Below are 16261 nucleotides of genomic sequence, written 5' to 3' on the forward strand. Positions count from 1 at the left end.
CGACATGAACGAACGACATGACCGGGACGTCCGCGAGGGCGCCGAGGCGAAGCTGGAGAGATGGCTGTGAATCACTGCGAGAAGATCCCGTTGGGGACGCAAGGGGCGACCGAGTGGGAAGTGGTGCACCTGCCGTCGACGCTGGGCGATTTCCAGGCGCGGGCCTTCCGCAGCCCCGCGACGGGATCGGAGCACCTGGTGCTGTCGGTCGGTCCGCTGCAGGCGCGCGGCGGCCTGCTGCGCGTGCACAGCGAGTGCCTGACGGGCGACGTCTTCCAGTCGCTGCGCTGCGACTGCGGTCCGCAACTGCAGAGCGCGCTGGACCTGCTGAAGGACGAGGGCGGCATCGTCATCTACATGCGCGGTCATGAAGGGCGCGGCATCGGCCTGGTCGAGAAGCTGCGCGCCTACGCGCTGCAGGAAGCCGGCGTGGACACCATCGACGCCAACCTGCGCCTGGGCCATGCCGAGGACGAGCGCGACTACGCCGACGCCATCGACATCCTGTGCCTGCTGGGCGTGAAGAGCGTCCGGCTGATCACCAACAACCCGCAGAAGCGCGACGCGCTGGTGGCGGGCGGTGTCGAGGTCGAGGCGCTGGTGCCGCTGCGCATCGCGGCGAACCCGCACAACGAGCGTTACCTCGAGACCAAGCGCAAGCGGATGGGGCACTACCTGGAGTGATCCGGGCACGAGCCCGGAGTCATCCCGGACTGACGCCGGCGAGCCATCCATGAGCCTCCTGCACACCGCCCCGGCCGCTGGCTTCGACGAGCCCTTCGCGCTGATGGCCGCGTGCCACGAGCGGATGGCGCGGACCCTGACCCTGCTCGAACGCATCGGCGCGCATGTGGCGACGCACGGCTGCGACGAGCAGGCGCGGGACGCGGCGAAGGACGTGCTGCGCTACTTCACCATCGCTGCGCCGCTGCATCACGAGGACGAGGAGCTGCACGTCCTGCCTCGACTGCGCGAGTTGGGCAACGACGAGCTCGCCGATCGATTGCTGGCCGACCATCGGGAGATGGAAGCGCGCTGGGCCGAGATCGTGCCGGACCTCGAGGCGATCCGTGACGGATCGATGCCGACCGAGACGCTCAACGCCGCGCGGGAACGCTGGCAGACCTTCGCCACGCTGTACCGGCGTCATATCGATGCCGAAGACCACGACGCGTATCCGTCGGCGAGTGCGGCAACGCCTGGCACCGTGCTGCGTGTGATGGGCGAGGAAATGGCCGGGCGGCGACGCGCCTGAATCCGTCGCCCACTCATCGCCGCGATGGGGACTCCTCAAACAAGTGGGAGCTGCACGAAAGACGATGAGACTGAGTCATCGTCAATGAGCGCGCCGCGATTCACCATCTGCTGCTTTCCACTTCGATCGGGGAGCCGCGATGACGGTGACGGACGAGCAGTTTGGCGAGCGCATCCGCGTCGCCCGGGAACGATTCCATTTGACTCAGCAGGAGCTGGGGGAGTTCGTCGGCCTGTCGACGGCCGATATCGACGCCCTGGAGCGAGGTACCCAGGACTTCGGCACCGGGGCGCTGATGCGCATTGCCTACGCCTTGGGGCGCAATCTCCGAGAGTTCTTCGAGGACAGCTTTGCGGACAGCGGCGCCCTGTCCGCCCTGTTTCGCGCCGATGTCGAGATCCGGGATCGACACCGTCTGACGAGGGCGCTACAGGAAGGCATGGCCCATGCTCTGCAGTTCACTTCGCTGGAGGCCATGCTCGGCATCCGCCGGGAAGCGTTGCTGCCCACCGCCGCCGGCCTTGCGGATCCCGGCAACTTCGACGAGGCGGTTCAGCAAGGTGAGCACATCGCGGCAACGGAGCGCCTACGACTCCGATTGGGTGAGCAGTCCATCGATCGCATCCAGCACTTGCTGGAAATGCAGGGTGTCGGAAGCATGGCAGCGCCCTTGCCGGACAGCGTTTCTGGCGTGATGCTTTTTGAAGCCCGCATCGGGGCCTTCGTCCTCTTCAACTCGGCCCAGCCTCTCACCCGCCGCCGCTTCTCGATTGCTCATGAGTACGGCCATGTCCTGATGGATCGGCATCGACTCGGCTGTCTCAGCAGGATCGATGCTCGCGATGATCTGATTGAACGTCGGGCCGACGCCTTCGCTGCGGCATTCCTCATGCCAGCCGACGGCGTCCGACGCATCGCCGCCAGGCGGTCGCACGCCCGGCAGCCTGCGATGGCCGTCGATCGCGAGATCTTGCAGCCTTCGACCGTGGGCATGCTGCACGTGGCGGCTGTAGCGCAAGCGTTCGGCGTCAGCCGCCGATCGGCCCTCCGGCGCCTTCGCAATCTTCAGCTCGTCTCGATGGAGGAGTTCGAGGCGCTGAGGTCCGAGGAAGCGCGGGGAGTCGGCCAACCGTATTCGACGCTGCTCGGTCTGTTCAATCCACCAGAGGCAGACAGCCGAAGGGAGAGTCGCGGCCGTCTCCTGGGGCTGGCATGCGAGGCCTATCGACTGGAGAAGATATCGCGGGGAAAACTGAATGAGATCGGCCAGCTGGCCGGCTTCGAACGGGGTGCCATCGCGCGGATGGTCGAAGCGCTTGGCATGGAGTGATCAACCGATGACATTTGCGACGAATCACCCGGCGCCCGAGGTCGTGGTCACGGACACCAACGTTCTGATCAACTTCCTTCATCTGGCGCAATTGCCACTGCTCGGAAGCATGTGCTCCTACCGATGCGCCGTTCCGAATCAAGTGGTCGACGAAATCACACGGGAGTCGCAAGCCCTGGCCCTGGCTGCATCCTTCGAATGCCGCCACATCGATCGCTGCGACACCGACGATTCCGCAACGAGGGATCTGTTCGCGGACCTCTGCACACGGATTGAGATCGGCGAAGCAGCTTGCATCGCGATTGCGTTCATGCGCGGGCACCTGGTGGCGACCGATGAGAAGAAGCACGCCAAGCGAATTGCCATCGAGATGCTTGGTGAGAGGCGTTTGCTTCGCACGGAGGATGTGATCTGGCGATGCGTCGAGGAAGGACTGATCACCATTCCCGAGGCAGACGCATTCAAGGCGCGCCTGGCGGAACTGCGCTACGTCATGGACTTCTCTTCGTTCGCCGACATGGAGCCAGCCTGACTCGGGGCTGCACCCCGGGGGAGCAATCCCTCGCGAATCCGTTTGTGACCAACTCGTAACGCCCCCGCCCCTTCGCAACCTTTCTCCCGCGCGCCGGCACCTACGCAGAACCCCTGCGTGAATTTCCGCCGCGCCCATGCTGCCTTTCTTCTCCGTCCCGATCCCCTGGGACGTCGTTCTCCGGCAGCTCCTGCTCGCGCCCTGCTTCGAAGAGATCCTCTTCCGGCTCGGCCTCCAGGAGCGGCTGTCGACCGCGCGCGCCGCCGCCGCGCGGCGTCATGCCGTCGCGCTCACCGCGATCGCTTTCGGCGCGACGCACGCCCTCGTGCTCGCCATCGTCACGCCCGGCTTGACGCCGGCCAGCCCGGCGCTGCTGCTCGCGCTCGCCACCGCCGTACCCGCCTGGTGGATCGGCCGCAGCTACCGACGACATCGCTCCCTGCCCCGCTGCATCGCCTGGCACGCAAGCTTCAACGCCTGCTGGCTGCTCGCCGCCCCCACGCTGCTGCCGCTGCTCGCTTCGGTACTGGCTTCGGTGCTCGCGTCCCCGCTCGACGCTCCGCTCGATGCCCCGCGCCACACCTCGATTTCATCGGCCTTCCCCACTTCCCTCTCCTCATCCTGACGAGGCTCCCGACATGACCCTTCCCTTGCGCACCGCCCTCCCCGGCGCAATCGTCGCGATCACGGCCGCGGTCCTCGCGGGTCCTGCCTTCGCCGCCGACCCGGTCGCCGGCCAGGCCCGCTTCTCGCAGGTCTGCGCCGCCTGCCACACGGTGGCCTCGACGGCCGTCGTCGACCGCGGCCGCAACAACCCCGCGATGATCCAGAACGCCATCAACACGATCCCGCAGATGAGCAGCGTGGGTGGCGCGGTCTCCGCCACCGACCTCGCCGACATCGCGGCCTACCTCGGCAACTCGCCCTCGTCGATCAGCTTCGCGCAGACCGCCGTCGGCCAGTCCAGCGCGGTCTCCACGATCACCATCAGCGCCAGCCGGCTCGCCGCGCTCGGCAGCCTCTCCGCGGTTGCCGGCGGCGACTTCGCCGTGCAGGGCGGCTCCTGCGGCACCACCGTGACCGCGGGCACCAGCTGCACCGTCGGCGTCGTCTTCCGCCCCACCGCCGCCGGCGCGCGCAGCGGCGCGCTGACGATCAGCCACAACGGCATCTCCACGCCCATCCCGATCACGCTGAGCGGCACCGCCAACGTCGCGCTCACAGCCGTGCTCTCCGCCGACGCCACCACGCTGGCCTTCGGCAACCAGCCGCTGGCCACCGCCTCCGCCGCGCGCACCGTCACGCTGAGCAACACCGGCACCGCGTCGCTGGACTTCAGCAGCATCGGCGTCACCGGCGCCAACGCCGGCGACTTCAGCCGCGGCGGCAGCTGCGCCGTCGGCACACCGCTCGCCGTCGGCGCGACCTGCACCGTCACCGCCACCTTCACCCCCGCTGCGACCGGCGCGCGCGCCGCCACGCTGGCGGTCGCGGCGACCGCGCCGACGGCCAACAACGCCACCGCCAACGTCAACATCGCGATGAGCGGCACCGGCCAGGCGCAGCCCACACCGGTCTCCTCGCTGTCGACCACGCAACTCAGCTTCGGCGCGCTGACCGTCGGACGGACCAGCGCCGCGCAGACGGTCACCGTCTCCAACACCGGCAACGCCGCGCTGAGCTTCAGCGCCATCGCCGCCACCGGACCGTTCACGACGACGGACAACTGCAGCGGCGGCGTTCCCGCCGGCGGCAGCTGCGCCGTCAACGTCAGCTTCGCACCCGCCGGCGCCGGTGCCGCCACCGGCACGCTGACTCTCACCAGCAACGCGGCCGCCTCGCCGCAGTCAGTCGCGCTCAGCGGCAACGGCGTCCTTGCCAACACGCCGATCCTGGTCTGGACCGCCGCCACGAGCGCCGATTTCGGTTCCGTCACGATGGGTGCCGACGGCGGCCTCAAGCACTTCACGCTGAGCAACACCGGCGACGTCGCCGCCACCTTGGGCAGCTTCGCCTTCGCAGGCGATGCCGCCGCCGACTACCGCGTCGACACGAGCTCCACCTGCACCGCCGGTGCCGCGCTGGCGGTCGGTGCCAACTGCGACCTCGCGATCGGCTTCAGCCCGCGCGGCGTCGGCGCACGCGCGGCCACGGCCGCCGTCGTCGCGGACAACGCCTCGCTGCCCGCGCCGCTGACGCTCACCGGTGTCGGTGTTGCCCCGCCGCAGCCGGCGCTGCAGCTGTCGGCGACCTCGCTCGACTTCGGTCCCGCCGACACGACGGGTCGCCCGCTGACGCTGAGCAACAGCGGCGCCGGCGTCCTGCACATCAGCGCGATCAGCGTCGACAGCGCCCGCTTCTCGATCGACATCACGGGCACCAACACCTGCGGACCCGCGCCCTTCACCGTCCTGCCCGGCGCGAACTGCCAGATCACGCTGCGCTGGCTGGGTGCCGGCGCGGCCTCGGCACCGACCGGCACGGACACCGGCACGCTCACCCTGCAGGGCGACATGACGCCGGCCACGACGACGGTCGCGCTGCGCGGCACGCCGGGCAACACCGAACCCTCGAACAGCGGTGGTGGTGGATGCACGATCGGCTCGGGCACCGGCGCTGCCGACCCGCTGCTGCTGCTGATGGCCGGCCTCTCCGCGCTGATCCTGTGGCGCCGCCGTGCGACGAGGACCTCGAGCACCGCGACCAACGCGAGCACCGCGACCAACGCGAAGGCAGCGAGTGATGCTGGGGCCGGAATGGTGCTGGGGGTTCCCGGAGGGATGCCCCCTGCACCGTGGAGAGCCCGCGCTTGGCGCCGAGCAGTCCAGGCGGTCTCCCGAAAGACGTCCCTCCTGGCGCTGGCGGCGATCGCGCTGACGACGGTCTTCTCCTCGGCCCCCAAAGACGCGCAAGCAGCCGACATCGGCCAGCCTCTCCCGATCGCGAGCGTCCCGAGCGCCGACGGCGCGCCGGTTCCGCTGCACGACGGCAAGGCCAAGGTGACCTACGTCGACTTCTGGGCGTCGTGGTGCGGCCCCTGCCGCCAGTCCTTCCCGTGGATGAACCGCATGCAGGCGAAGTATGGCGCGCAGGGTCTGCGCATCGTCGCGGTGAATCTGGACGCGAGCCGCGCCGATGCCCAGGCCTTCCTCAAGGAGGTGCCCGCCAGCGTCTCGCTCGGCTTCGACCCCAAGGGTGACTCTGCCCGTCGCGTCGGGGTGCGGACGATGCCGAGCTCCGTGCTGCTGGGTCCGGATGGACGCGTGCTGATGCAGCACAGCGGTTTCCGTGCCGAGGACGAGGCCGAGCTCGAGGCCCGCATCGTCGCCGCGCTGAAGGCGTCGTGAGTCGCTGCGCTCTTCTTCGACCTGATTTTTCTTTCGAGGAGTTTCCCATGTCCCCACGTCCGATGCCGCGGCGCCTCGCGCGCGCCGCGATCCTCGCGTTGATCGCGGTTGCCGCCACCGGCTGCGCCCTGCAGCCGCCCCAGCCCTGGGAGAAGGGCGCGCTCGCCCGTCCCGAGATGACGATGGGCGGCGACGTCCTTGGCGACCGCTTCGCGCAGCACATCTACACGAGCAAGGAAAACGCGTCCGGCGGCAACGGCGTGGGAGGGGGTGGCTGTGGCTGCAACTGAGCACGACCTTCGCGCCGGTACGGCGATGCCTGCTGATGCCGTCGACGCGGGCGCCGGCGGGCGCAACGCCTGGGGCGGCGTGCTCGCCGCCGCGCTGCTGCTCCCCGGGCTGCAGGCCCCCGCCCTGGCCGAGACCCCGCCCGAACAGGCCGAGATGTCCGTCAAGCTGCTGCACTACCGCGACCGCCAGCCGGGCTTCGACCGCATCAAGGTCACCGCTCCGTCGGTCTACCTGATGGTGCCGGTTGCCGGCCGCTGGTCCGTCGAGGGATCGCTGGTGAACGACAGCGTCTCCGGCGCCTCGCCGCGCTATCACAGCGCAGTCTCCGGCGCTTCGCGGCTCGACGAGACCCGCAAGGCCGGCGACATCCAGGTGACGCGCTACAACGACCGCGACGCGTGGTCCCTCGGCGCGGCGTATTCGACCGAACACGACTACCGCTCGCGCACCGTCTCCGCGGGCTATCGCCGTTCCAGCGAGGACAACAACACCACCTGGAACATCGGCGCCGCGTACAGCGACGACTGGATCGGCTCCTCCGACGATCCGACCCTCAGCCGCGGCCGCAACACCACGCAGCTGACCGCGGGCGTGACGCAGGCCTGGACGGCGGTGGACCTGGTGCAGGTCAGCCTCGGCGCGAGCTGGGGCCACGGCATGTACTCGGACCCGTACAAGTTCCCGGACCGTCGCCCCGACCGGCGTGAGCAGTACACGCTGATGACGCGCTGGAACCATCATTTCAGCGATTGGAAGGCCACGCTGCGCAGCAGCTGGCGCTATTACGCCGACAGCTTCGGCGTGCGCGCCAACACGCTGGAGACGGCCTGGGTGCAGCCCTTGTCCGGCGGCTGGACGGTCACGCCGACGCTGCGCTACACGACGCAGCGCGCCGCGAAGTTCTATTACGACCCGGTCTACGACACCGCGCTCGGCGCGCCGCTGCCGCCCGGCTACACGGCGACCTCGCCGCAATACCTGTCCCCGGACCAGCGCCTGTCCGCGTTCGGCGCGATCACCGTCGGGATGAAAGTCGCCTATGAGATCGCGCCGAGCTGGACCGCCGACCTGAGCCTCGAGCACTACGAACAGCGCGCCGCCTGGCGCCTGGGCGGCAGCGGCTCGCCGGGTTTGGCGCGCTTCCAGGCCGACTGGCTGCAGGTCGGTCTCTCGCACAAGTTCTGACCGGCATCGACGCCCCGAAACGACGACCCCGACACGACGAACCCGCAACGACGGACGGAAGCGACGAACGCGCCATGTGGTCCCTGCACCGCCATGCCTTCACCGCGATGGCCTCGCCCAACGAGATCGTGCTCGGCGGCGTGGCGGCGGACCGGGCCGCCGACGCCTGCGAGGCCGCCGAGGCCGAGGTGCGCCGCATCGAGCGCAAGTACTCGCGCTACCGCGAGGACAGCGTGATCTCCGCGATCAATGTGCGCGCCGGCCGCAACGCGGTCGCCGTCGACGAGGAGACGGCGCAGCTGCTGAACTTCGCCGCCGAGCTGCATCGGCAGAGCGACGGTCTCTTCGACATCACCAGCGGCTGCCTGCGCCGTGCCTGGGACTTCAAGGCCGCGCGCGAGCCCACGCCCGATGCCCTGGCGCTGCAGCTTCAACGCATCGGCTGGCACCGCGTGCAGTGGGACGGCCGGGCGATCGCGCTGCCGCAGCCAGGCATGGAGATCGACTTCGGCGGCATCGGCAAGGAGTACGCCGCCGACCGCGCGGTCGCCGTCTTGCGCGGACTCGGGCTGCGGCACGGCTTCGTCAACCTCGGCGGCGACATCCGGGTCATCGGTCCGCGACCCGACGACCAACCCTGGGTCTTCGCGATCCGGCATCCCCGCCGCGAGGACGAGGTCTGCGCCCGCATCCCGCTCAGCGACGGCGCGCTCGCCACCAGCGGCGACTACGAGCGCTTCTTCATCACCCCCGACGGCCGGCGCTGCTGCCACATCCTCGATCCGCGCAGCGGCCAGCCGGTGCGCCACTGGCAGGCCGTCAGCGTCGTCGCGCCGTTGTGCGTCGCGGCCGGCGCGCTGGCCACGATGACCATGCTGATCGGCACCCAGGCGCCCTCGCGGCTGAGCACGCCGGGCGTCGGATTCCTGCTCGTCGACGCCGACGGCCAGGTCCGCACGCACGACCCCGAACAACTGCTTCAACCTCTGACTTCGCCATGAGACTCCTCGCCACCTTCCTCGCCGGTGCGGCGGCCGCGTTCGCGCTGGCCGTCACCGTTCCCCCTTCCGCGCATGCGGCGGCCGAAGAGCCCGCGTTCCTCGAGCCGGCCCAGGCCTTCCCGGGCCGGGCCCGCGTCGAGCTGCCCCCGGACGGCGGGGCCGCAGGCCAAGGCGCGGCCGCGGTGATCGTCGAATTCAACGTCGCCGCCGGCTATCACCTGTACCGCGAGCGCTTCGCCATCGAGGCGGAAGGCGCGACGCTGCCCGCGCCGGGCCTGCCGGCCGGCAAGGCGGTCTTCGATCCCAACTTCAACAAGACGATGACGCTGTGGGCCGATGCCATCCGCGTCGTGCAGCCGTTGCCGCAGGGCGTCGCGCCGAAGGCGCTGACGGTGCGTTATCAGGGCTGCGCGGATCGCGGGCTCTGCTACCCGCCGCAGCAGGCGCTGGTGCATCTGGAGCGAGGCGGCGACGGCGTGCTGAAGGCGCGCTGGGAGGCGCAGCCGGACGCGTTGTCCGCGCCCCTCGAGGACACCGCCTCGACGGGGACCGGAAGCTCGGCCACGCCGGCTGTTTCGACGTCCTCGACGGCCACCGCGACATCGGCCGCAGCATCGGCCTCGAATTCGACGGCATCGACCTCCGCCGCCGCCGACCAGGCGCCCGTCGACAGCAGCGCCGCCGCGCTCCAGTCGGGCAGCCTGCTGCGCGTGGTCGGCATGTTCCTGCTCGGCGGCCTGCTGCTGTCCTTCACGCCCTGCGTGCTGCCGATGCTCCCGATCCTGTCGTCGATCATCGTCGGCCAGGGCGCGCCCGTCTCGCGGGCGCGCGGCTTCTCGCTGGCCGTCGCGTACTCGCTGGGCATGGCGATGGTCTACACGAGCGCCGGCGTCGTCGCCGGCCTGCTCGGCTCGGGCTTCGCCGCCGCGCTGCAGAACCCCTGGGTGCTGGGCAGCTTCGCGCTGCTGCTCTCAGTGCTGGCGCTGTCGATGTTCGGGGTCTGGGAATTCCAGATGCCGGGCTTCATCCAGGACCGCGTCAACAACGCCTCCAACCGCATCAAGGGCGGCCGCCACGTCGGCGTGTTCCTGATGGGCGGGCTGTCGGCGCTGCTGGTGGGCCCCTGCGTCGCGGCACCGCTGGCCGGCGCGCTGGTCTACATCAGCCAGACCCGCGACGTGGTGCTGGGCGGCTCCGCGCTGTTCGCGCTGGCCTGCGGCATGAGCGTGCCGCTGCTGCTGCTGGGGCTGTCCGCCGGCACGCTGCTGCCGCGCGCGGGCCGCTGGATGGAACACGTGAAGACCTTCTTCGGCCTGCTGCTGATCGCGGTCGCGCTGTGGCTGGTGTCGCCGGTGCTGCCGACGGGCGCGCTGATGTTCCTGATCGGCGCGGTCGCACTGGTCGCGGCGATCTGCCTGGGCGCGTTCGAGTCCGGCCGGCCGCGCGCCCTCAAGGCGGGCGGCGCGCTGGTGGCGCTGTGGTCCGCCGCGATGATCGGCGGCGCGCTCTCCGGCGGCGACAGCGTGCTGATGCCGCTGCGCCATCTGGCGCGGAGCTCCGCGGGTGCCCTGCCGCTCGCCAGCGCCGAAGCCGCGTCGCGCGGCACGCCGGCGCCGGCCTTCGAGCGCATCACGACGGTGGCGCAGCTCGATGCGGCCCTCGCGTCGACGGACCGTCCCGTGATGCTGGACTTCTACGCGGACTGGTGCGTCGCCTGCAAGGAGATGGAACACCTCACCTTCTCCGACCCCGCGATCGCCACGCGGCTGCGCAATGCGCGCCTGCTCCAGGCCGACGTGACCGCGAACAGCGCCGAGGCGAAGGCGTTGCTCAAGCGCTTCCAGCTGTTCGGCCCGCCGGGGATCCTGTTCTTCGACGCGCAGGGGAAGGAGCTGGCCGCCGCCCGCACGATCGGCTTCCTGCCCGCCGACGAATTCGCCCAGCGCCTGGATCGCGCCAGGCTGTGACCCTCGCAGACCTGACCCCAGGGACGAAACCGGCAGCACCGACCGGCACCGACCGGTACCACCCAGCACCGAGCAGAACCGACATGAGCCTCGTACAACGACACACCGCCCTGCTGATCCTCGGCTCCGGCCCCGCGGGCTACACCGCGGCGCTCTACGCCGCCCGCGCGAACCTGAAGCCGCTGCTCGTCACCGGCATGGCCCAAGGGGGTCAGTTGATGACCACGACCGAGGTGGACAACTGGCCCGCCGACGTGATGGGCGTGCAAGGTCCCGAACTGATGCAGCGCTTCCAGGAACACGCCGAGCGTTTCCAGACCGAGATCGTCTTCGACCACATCAACAGCGTCGACTTTTCCAAGCGTCCGTTCACGCTCACCGGCGACAGCGCGGTCTACACGGCCGACGCGGTGATCCTGGCCACCGGCGCCTCCGCGCAATACCTGGGACTGCCGTCGGAAGCATCGTTCATGGGCCGCGGCGTCAGCGCCTGCGCGACCTGCGACGGCTTCTTCTATCGCGAGCAGGAAGTCTGCGTCGTCGGCGGCGGCAATACCGCGGTCGAGGAAGCGCTGTACCTGTCCAACATCGCCAGCAAGGTCCATCTGATCCATCGTCGCGACAAGTTCCGCGCCGAGCCGATCCTGGTCGACAAGCTGATGGACAAGGCCAAGGCGGGCAAGATCGAACTGCACGTGTTCCAGACGCTGGAGGAGGTGCTGGGCGACGCGAGCGGCGTGACCGGCGTGCGCATCAGGAGCACGCAGGACGGCACGACGACGGACGTGAAGCTGCAGGGTTGTTTCATCGCCATCGGCCACAAGCCCAATACCGAGATCTTGCGCGGACAGGTCGAGCTGCGCGACGGCTACGTGCTGACGCGCAGCGGCTCGGAGGGCTTCTTCACGATGACGAGCGTGCCGGGCGTGTTCGCCGCCGGCGACGTGCAGGACCACGTCTATCGCCAGGCCATCACCAGCGCGGGCACCGGCTGCATGGCGGCGCTCGACGCGCAGCGCTTCCTGGAGCAGCAGTCGGGCTGACTGCGTGAGATCGCTGGCCCTCACCCCCACCCTCTCCCGCAAGCGGGAGAGGGAGTCCGTCCGGCGCTCTTCTTACCCGTTTTCCCGCAAGCGGGAGAGCGGGCAGGAAGGGCTCAGAACGACCACGCCACGCCGGCGACCCAGCGCTGCAGCGACGGGTCACCGCGCTGCGGCAGCGAGCTGTACAAGCGCGCGGCGCTGAAGCGCCAGTCCCCGACGGTGTAGGCCAGCCCGGCATTGGCGAAGCGGTACGAGCCGCTGCCATGCCCCCAGTTGGAGACCATGCCCCAGCCCACGTCCGCGGCCAGCGCATCGACGAGCCGGCGGTGCCAGGTCAGCTCGGCGATGGTCGCGCCGCGATGGCCCAGGTAGCCCCACGACGAGTACGCGGCCAGGTCCGGCGACACCGACACCGTCGCCCCCCATTGCCCCCACGCGGGGGTGTCCCAGAGCCCGCCGAGCGACAGCTCGCTGTAGCGCAGCCGGTTCGCGTTGACGCCGCCGGCGTAGGCGTAGTGGGCGCCGGACAGCGTGACGACGCGGCGGTCGTCGATCTGCCACCAGCGGGTCGCGGAGACGACGGCTTCCGCCTTCGCCCCGTTGGACATGTGCATCGTGCCGAGACCGAGGCCGAGGCTCCAGTTGCGGTCGTCGCGGTAGTAGAGGTCGGCGGTGGCGCCCGGATGGTCGCCGCTGAGGCTGTTGCCGCGCGAGACGCGTTCCGTCACGGCCGACAGCGTGCCGCCCCAGTTCTGTGCGGCGGCTGCCCCCGACGCGATGAGGCCCGCCGCCAGGAGGGCGAGGGCTCGAGCAGGATTTTTTCGGGGCATGGCAACCATCGGCGGCGATTCTGGCACCCATGAGGGACACTTCTGCAGAAATCAGTCGCCCATGTTTCAACCTGTTCCGAATGAAGCGGACACGGCCGCCGAGTCGCGTCTGCGTGCCTGGTTGCAGGCCGCCTCGGCCGGCGACCGGTCGGCTTTCGAGCAGCTGTACCGGCACTGCCAACCGCGGCTGTCGCGTTTCGTGCTGCGCAGTTGCGGGCGGCCGGACCTGGCCGAGGAGGTCGTCAACGACACCTTGTGGATCGTGTGGCGGACCGCGGGCAATTTCCGCGGCGAGTCGCGGGTCTCGACCTGGATCCACGGCATCGCCTACCGCTGCATGCTGAAGGCGCTGCGCGACGGCGTGACGGCGCAGGAGATCAACGCCTCCTCGGTGAGCGAGGCGGAGCTGGCGATGGCCGAGCCCTCGGTCAACGAGTCCGCCGACCGCGAGTTGCGCGACTGGGTGATGCGGGGGCTGGCCGCCTTGCCGGTGGAACAGCGGGTGACGCTGGAACTGGCGTACTACCTGGGCGAGACCTGCGAGGACATCGCCCGCATCATGAATTGCGCCACCGGCACCGTGAAGGCCCGCATGTTCCATGCGCGCGTCCGGCTGCGCAACGTGCTGCCCGAGCTGGGCGGCGAAGACCGCCCGGCCAGCGGCACCGAAGGACCGACCCGATGACTTCCCACGACGACGCCCCCTCCGACCCCACGGGACTGCCTGCCGGCGATCCGGCGATGGGTCAGCCGAACGAGCACCGCCAGGTGTGGGACGCGATCGCGTGGGTCGTGGCCGGCACGGCGACGCCCGAACAGCGCCGCCTGGTGCAGGCGCATCTGCCGCACTGCGCGCATTGCCGCGATGAGCTGGAACTCCAGCGCAACATCCATCGCGGCATGCAGGACGCGCGTTCGGCGAACGCCGCGGGTGCCGCGGGTGAAGTGGGCGCGGCGGCCAGCGAGGCCGAGGAGGCCTCGATCCAGGCCGGCCTCGACCGCCTCTGGGCGCGCGACCGCGACGCGGGTCCGGCGACGCCGGTGGAAGGACGACGCGGCGCCTCGGCCAACGACGGCGGATCGCGCACGACGCGCTGGCTGACGGCGGCGGTGGCGGTGCAGGCGGTGGCGATGTGCGTGCTCGGACTGCGCCTGTGGAGCGACGGCCATCCGCCGGCCGACTATGTGACGCTGAGCCAGCCGGCCGCGCTGCCCGCCGGCGCGGTCGTGAGGCTGGTGCCGGAAGAGCGTGTGGACATGGGCCGGCTGCGGCAGGTGCTGACGCACCACGGCCTGAGGATCGTCGGCGCGGACGAGGACGCGAGCAGCCTGCTGCTGGCGCCGCTGCAGCCGGCGCCGGTGGCGGCCGTGCCCGCGATGGTGGAACGCCTGCGCGCGGAGCCTGGCGTGCTGCTCGCGGAGCCGGTCGGCGCCGCGGCGCCGGGACGCTGAGCGATGCCATCGGCGATCGCGCGCCGCCTGCGGACCGTCGGCCCCATCGCGCTGGCCATCCTGGTCGCCGCGCTGGCGTCCGCGGGTCCGACTCGTGCGGCCGAGGGCGGCGACGCGTCCGCCGCTGCCATCACCGCTGCGGCACCTTCGCCGGCGAAGGCGCCCTCTGACGTCCGTCTGATCATCCTGGCCGTCGAGGACCGCGGCGAGCCGCTGCCCGGCGCCGGCGGGTCGGCGCGCGGCGACTATCGCCGGATGGCAGGCTACGCCGGCAGCGCGCGGGCCCTGGCGATGTCGGAGGCGCTCGCGCGCGAGTACGGACTGCGCGAGCAGTCCGCATGGACCATCGCGCCGCTGAACCTGCGCTGCATGCTCTATGCGCTCGGCGCGGGCGATGACGCTGACGCGGTGCTGGCGCGGCTGCGCCAGGACGCCCGCGTCAAGCTGGCGCAGCCGCTCAACGAATTCGAGACGCTGAACGACCCCGCGCCGGAAGCGCCGGTGCCTTCGCCGTCTTCACTGTCGTCGCCGACTTCGCCCTCTGCACCGGCGTCCCCGCCTGCCTCTGCGTTGGGAGCATCCGCGCCGATCTCGCTCTACAACGATCCCTACTTCGGCCTGCAGAAGGGCTTCCAGCAGATGTCCGCGGCGGCGCTGCAGCAGGTGAGCGTCGGCGCGCGGGTGAAGGTCGCGGTGATCGACACCGGCGTCGACGCGCGGCATCCGGATCTGCTCGGCCAGGTGTCGGGCCAGCGGGACTACGTCGCCGGCGGCGGCGCGCTGGTCGATGCCGTGCCGGAGCGCCACGGCACCGAAGTGATGGGCCTCATCGTGGCGAAGGTGAACAACCACCAGGGCATCGTCGGCGTCGCGCCGGGCGCCGTGGTGACGAGCTATCGCGCGTGCTGGACGGACGCCGCGCGGGCGGGTGCCGGCGCGGCCGCGGGCCCGGCGCCGGCGCGCTGCAACTCCTTCACGCTGGCGCAAGCGCTCGGCGCGGCGATCGCCGACGGCGCCGAGGTGATCAACCTCAGCCTGGGCGGTCCGAGCGATCCGCTGCTGACGAAGCTCGCGCAGCACGCGTTGTCGCGCGGCGCGGTGCTGGTGGCGGCGGCGCCGCCGGGGCGGCTCGGCAAGGGCTTTCCGAGCGAGGTGCCCGGCGCGCTGGTCGTGGCCAGCACGGGCGAGGCCGCGGGCTCCGAAGGCTGGCTCGCCGCGCCCGGCCGATCGGTCCTGACGACGGTGCCGGGCGGCGGCTACGACATCGATGCCGGCAGCTCGCTGGCCGCGGCGCACGCGACCGGCGTGATCGCGCTGCTGCGCGCGGCGGCGCCGGGCGCGGACGCGGAGCGGCTCAAACGCGCGCTGCTGGGCTCGATGGGCGTGTCCGGCTCGATCAATGCCTGCGCGGCGGCGCGGGCGCTCGGCGTGGCGGGCCTGCGTTGCGACGCACCGGCGCGCAGCCTGCCCTGATCCGTGATCCCGGCCTGAGCGTGCGTCCCCTCGATGAGGGATTCGCTTGCGCGGCGATCTCCGTAGGCTTCGGCGTGCCACACGCACCCAGGGAGCCCCGCATGACCACGTCGTCGCCGTCCTTCGATGTCTCGCAGCTGATCGGCTGGCCCTTCCGGGCGTTGACGCTGGCGCCGAGCCAGCTGACCCAGCCCATCCTGCCCATCACCTACAACATCAACGCGTTCAATTCGAGCGCGCCGCAGACCGAGGCCCGCATCGTCTCGCAGCACAGCTACGGGCGGCAGCTCGGCCGGCTGTCCGACGCGGTGCAGGCCTTGATGGACGTGCTGTATCCGGAGGGCGCGCCCGATGGCCCGAACGGGCCCCTCGCGCGCTTCGAGCAATTGCGCGAGGACATCGAGGCGCTCAAGGCCGACGGGGCGGAGGACCGGCTGGAGCGGGTCGCGCAGGATCTGAAGACCTTGCGGGCCACCGATCCCGATCGCTTCGAACGCGTCCGGAAGACACTGGCCCACGCGCTGCGGGACTGAACCGGACGGACGCCCGACGTGG

At 70.7% G+C, this 16261-nt stretch carries 16 protein-coding genes; 15 read left to right on the forward strand and 1 reads right to left on the reverse strand.

What is annotated here, in order from left to right:
- Positions 1 to 60 precede the first annotated feature (60 nt).
- The 11 genes from ribA to trxB all read left to right on the forward strand — a co-directional run bounded on the left by ribA (position 61) and on the right by trxB (position 11951).
- Complete coding sequence (ribA, locus tag AC1VNM_RS20475) at positions 61 to 684, forward strand: GTP cyclohydrolase II (RefSeq protein WP_377159335.1); 624 nt, start codon at positions 61 to 63, stop codon at positions 682 to 684.
- 49 nt (positions 685 to 733) lie between these two features.
- Positions 734 to 1255, forward strand: coding sequence for a hemerythrin domain-containing protein (locus AC1VNM_RS20480; protein ID WP_483108114.1), 522 nt, complete (start codon positions 734 to 736; stop codon positions 1253 to 1255).
- Positions 1256 to 1394: 139 nt separating this feature from the next.
- Positions 1395 to 2585: a helix-turn-helix domain-containing protein gene (locus tag AC1VNM_RS20485; RefSeq protein ID WP_483108115.1), complete on the forward strand. Its 1191-nt coding sequence runs from the start codon at positions 1395 to 1397 to the stop codon at positions 2583 to 2585.
- A 7-nt stretch (positions 2586 to 2592) separates the two neighbouring features.
- Positions 2593 to 3117 (forward strand): PIN domain-containing protein, encoded by a 525-nt coding sequence (locus AC1VNM_RS20490; RefSeq protein ID WP_377159329.1) that lies wholly within the window; start codon positions 2593 to 2595, stop codon positions 3115 to 3117.
- A gap of 136 nt (positions 3118 to 3253) precedes the next feature.
- On the forward strand, positions 3254 to 3742 hold the full coding sequence (locus tag AC1VNM_RS20495) for a CPBP family glutamic-type intramembrane protease (RefSeq protein WP_483108116.1): 489 nt from the start codon (positions 3254 to 3256) through the stop codon (positions 3740 to 3742).
- A 13-nt stretch (positions 3743 to 3755) separates the two neighbouring features.
- Positions 3756 to 6464, forward strand: a complete 2709-nt coding sequence (locus AC1VNM_RS20500) for a choice-of-anchor D domain-containing protein (RefSeq protein ID WP_483108117.1) — start codon at positions 3756 to 3758, stop codon at positions 6462 to 6464.
- Positions 6465 to 6511: 47 nt separating this feature from the next.
- On the forward strand, positions 6512 to 6754 hold the full coding sequence (locus AC1VNM_RS20505; RefSeq protein ID WP_483108118.1) for a DUF4266 domain-containing protein: 243 nt from the start codon (positions 6512 to 6514) through the stop codon (positions 6752 to 6754).
- A gap of 25 nt (positions 6755 to 6779) precedes the next feature.
- Positions 6780 to 7940, forward strand: a complete 1161-nt coding sequence (locus tag AC1VNM_RS20510) for a DUF3570 domain-containing protein (RefSeq protein WP_483108119.1) — start codon at positions 6780 to 6782, stop codon at positions 7938 to 7940.
- A 74-nt stretch (positions 7941 to 8014) separates the two neighbouring features.
- The gene (locus AC1VNM_RS20515) at positions 8015 to 8941 is read left to right on the forward strand and encodes an FAD:protein FMN transferase (RefSeq protein WP_483108120.1); all 927 of its coding nucleotides are present in this window, start codon (positions 8015 to 8017) and stop codon (positions 8939 to 8941) included.
- Complete coding sequence (gene dsbD / locus AC1VNM_RS20520) at positions 8938 to 10908, forward strand: protein-disulfide reductase DsbD (RefSeq protein ID WP_483108121.1); 1971 nt, start codon at positions 8938 to 8940, stop codon at positions 10906 to 10908. Before AC1VNM_RS20515 ends, dsbD begins: the two co-directional genes overlap by 4 nt.
- 83 nt (positions 10909 to 10991) lie before the next feature.
- Positions 10992 to 11951, forward strand: a complete 960-nt coding sequence (gene trxB / locus AC1VNM_RS20525) for a thioredoxin-disulfide reductase (RefSeq protein WP_483108122.1) — start codon at positions 10992 to 10994, stop codon at positions 11949 to 11951.
- Between the two features lie 113 nt (positions 11952 to 12064).
- Here the strand turns inward: trxB and AC1VNM_RS20530 are convergent, their stop codons facing one another.
- Positions 12065 to 12781, reverse strand: coding sequence for a hypothetical protein (locus AC1VNM_RS20530; RefSeq protein ID WP_483108123.1), 717 nt, complete (start codon positions 12779 to 12781; stop codon positions 12065 to 12067).
- A 61-nt stretch (positions 12782 to 12842) separates the two neighbouring features.
- On the opposite strand from AC1VNM_RS20530, the gene AC1VNM_RS20535 reads away from it, so the two are divergent.
- The 4 genes from AC1VNM_RS20535 (at position 12843) to AC1VNM_RS20550 (ending at position 16239) form a co-directional block, all read left to right on the forward strand.
- Positions 12843 to 13466, forward strand: a complete 624-nt coding sequence (locus AC1VNM_RS20535; RefSeq protein WP_377159314.1) for an RNA polymerase sigma factor — start codon at positions 12843 to 12845, stop codon at positions 13464 to 13466.
- Positions 13463 to 14233, forward strand: a complete 771-nt coding sequence (locus AC1VNM_RS20540; RefSeq protein ID WP_377159312.1) for a zf-HC2 domain-containing protein — start codon at positions 13463 to 13465, stop codon at positions 14231 to 14233. Before AC1VNM_RS20535 ends, AC1VNM_RS20540 begins: the two co-directional genes overlap by 4 nt.
- A gap of 3 nt (positions 14234 to 14236) precedes the next feature.
- Positions 14237 to 15706 (forward strand): S8 family peptidase, encoded by a 1470-nt coding sequence (locus AC1VNM_RS20545; RefSeq protein WP_483108124.1) that lies wholly within the window; start codon positions 14237 to 14239, stop codon positions 15704 to 15706.
- 101 nt (positions 15707 to 15807) lie between these two features.
- A complete protein-coding gene (locus tag AC1VNM_RS20550) occupies positions 15808 to 16239 on the forward strand; it encodes a hypothetical protein (RefSeq protein ID WP_377159308.1) in 432 nt (143 codons plus the stop codon).
- Positions 16240 to 16261: the final 22 nt, after the last annotated feature.

The organism is Mitsuaria sp. MSU3D (assembly GCF_056867975.1).

Bases quoted from the DNA above. Each gene is read 5' to 3' on its own strand.
- AC1VNM_RS20535 (WP_377159314.1), top strand. From the start codon at position 12,843: ATGTTTCAACCTGTTCCGAATGAAGCGGACACGGCCGCCGAGTCGCGT.
- AC1VNM_RS20480 (WP_483108114.1), top strand. From the start codon at position 734: ATGAGCCTCCTGCACACCGCCCCGGCCGCTGGCTTCGACGAGCCCTTC.
- AC1VNM_RS20540 (WP_377159312.1), top strand. From the start codon at position 13,463: ATGACTTCCCACGACGACGCCCCCTCCGACCCCACGGGACTGCCTGCC.
- dsbD (WP_483108121.1), top strand. From the start codon at position 8,938: ATGAGACTCCTCGCCACCTTCCTCGCCGGTGCGGCGGCCGCGTTCGCG.
- ribA (WP_377159335.1), top strand. From the start codon at position 61: ATGGCTGTGAATCACTGCGAGAAGATCCCGTTGGGGACGCAAGGGGCG.
- trxB (WP_483108122.1), top strand. From the start codon at position 10,992: ATGAGCCTCGTACAACGACACACCGCCCTGCTGATCCTCGGCTCCGGC.
- AC1VNM_RS20500 (WP_483108117.1), top strand. From the start codon at position 3,756: ATGACCCTTCCCTTGCGCACCGCCCTCCCCGGCGCAATCGTCGCGATC.
- AC1VNM_RS20510 (WP_483108119.1), top strand. From the start codon at position 6,780: ATGCCTGCTGATGCCGTCGACGCGGGCGCCGGCGGGCGCAACGCCTGG.
- AC1VNM_RS20545 (WP_483108124.1), top strand. From the start codon at position 14,237: ATGCCATCGGCGATCGCGCGCCGCCTGCGGACCGTCGGCCCCATCGCG.
- AC1VNM_RS20505 (WP_483108118.1), top strand. From the start codon at position 6,512: ATGTCCCCACGTCCGATGCCGCGGCGCCTCGCGCGCGCCGCGATCCTC.
- AC1VNM_RS20530 (WP_483108123.1), bottom strand. From the start codon at position 12,781: ATGCCCCGAAAAAATCCTGCTCGAGCCCTCGCCCTCCTGGCGGCGGGC.
- AC1VNM_RS20495 (WP_483108116.1), top strand. From the start codon at position 3,254: ATGCTGCCTTTCTTCTCCGTCCCGATCCCCTGGGACGTCGTTCTCCGG.
- AC1VNM_RS20490 (WP_377159329.1), top strand. From the start codon at position 2,593: ATGACATTTGCGACGAATCACCCGGCGCCCGAGGTCGTGGTCACGGAC.
- AC1VNM_RS20550 (WP_377159308.1), top strand. From the start codon at position 15,808: ATGACCACGTCGTCGCCGTCCTTCGATGTCTCGCAGCTGATCGGCTGG.
- AC1VNM_RS20515 (WP_483108120.1), top strand. From the start codon at position 8,015: ATGTGGTCCCTGCACCGCCATGCCTTCACCGCGATGGCCTCGCCCAAC.
- AC1VNM_RS20485 (WP_483108115.1), top strand. From the start codon at position 1,395: ATGACGGTGACGGACGAGCAGTTTGGCGAGCGCATCCGCGTCGCCCGG.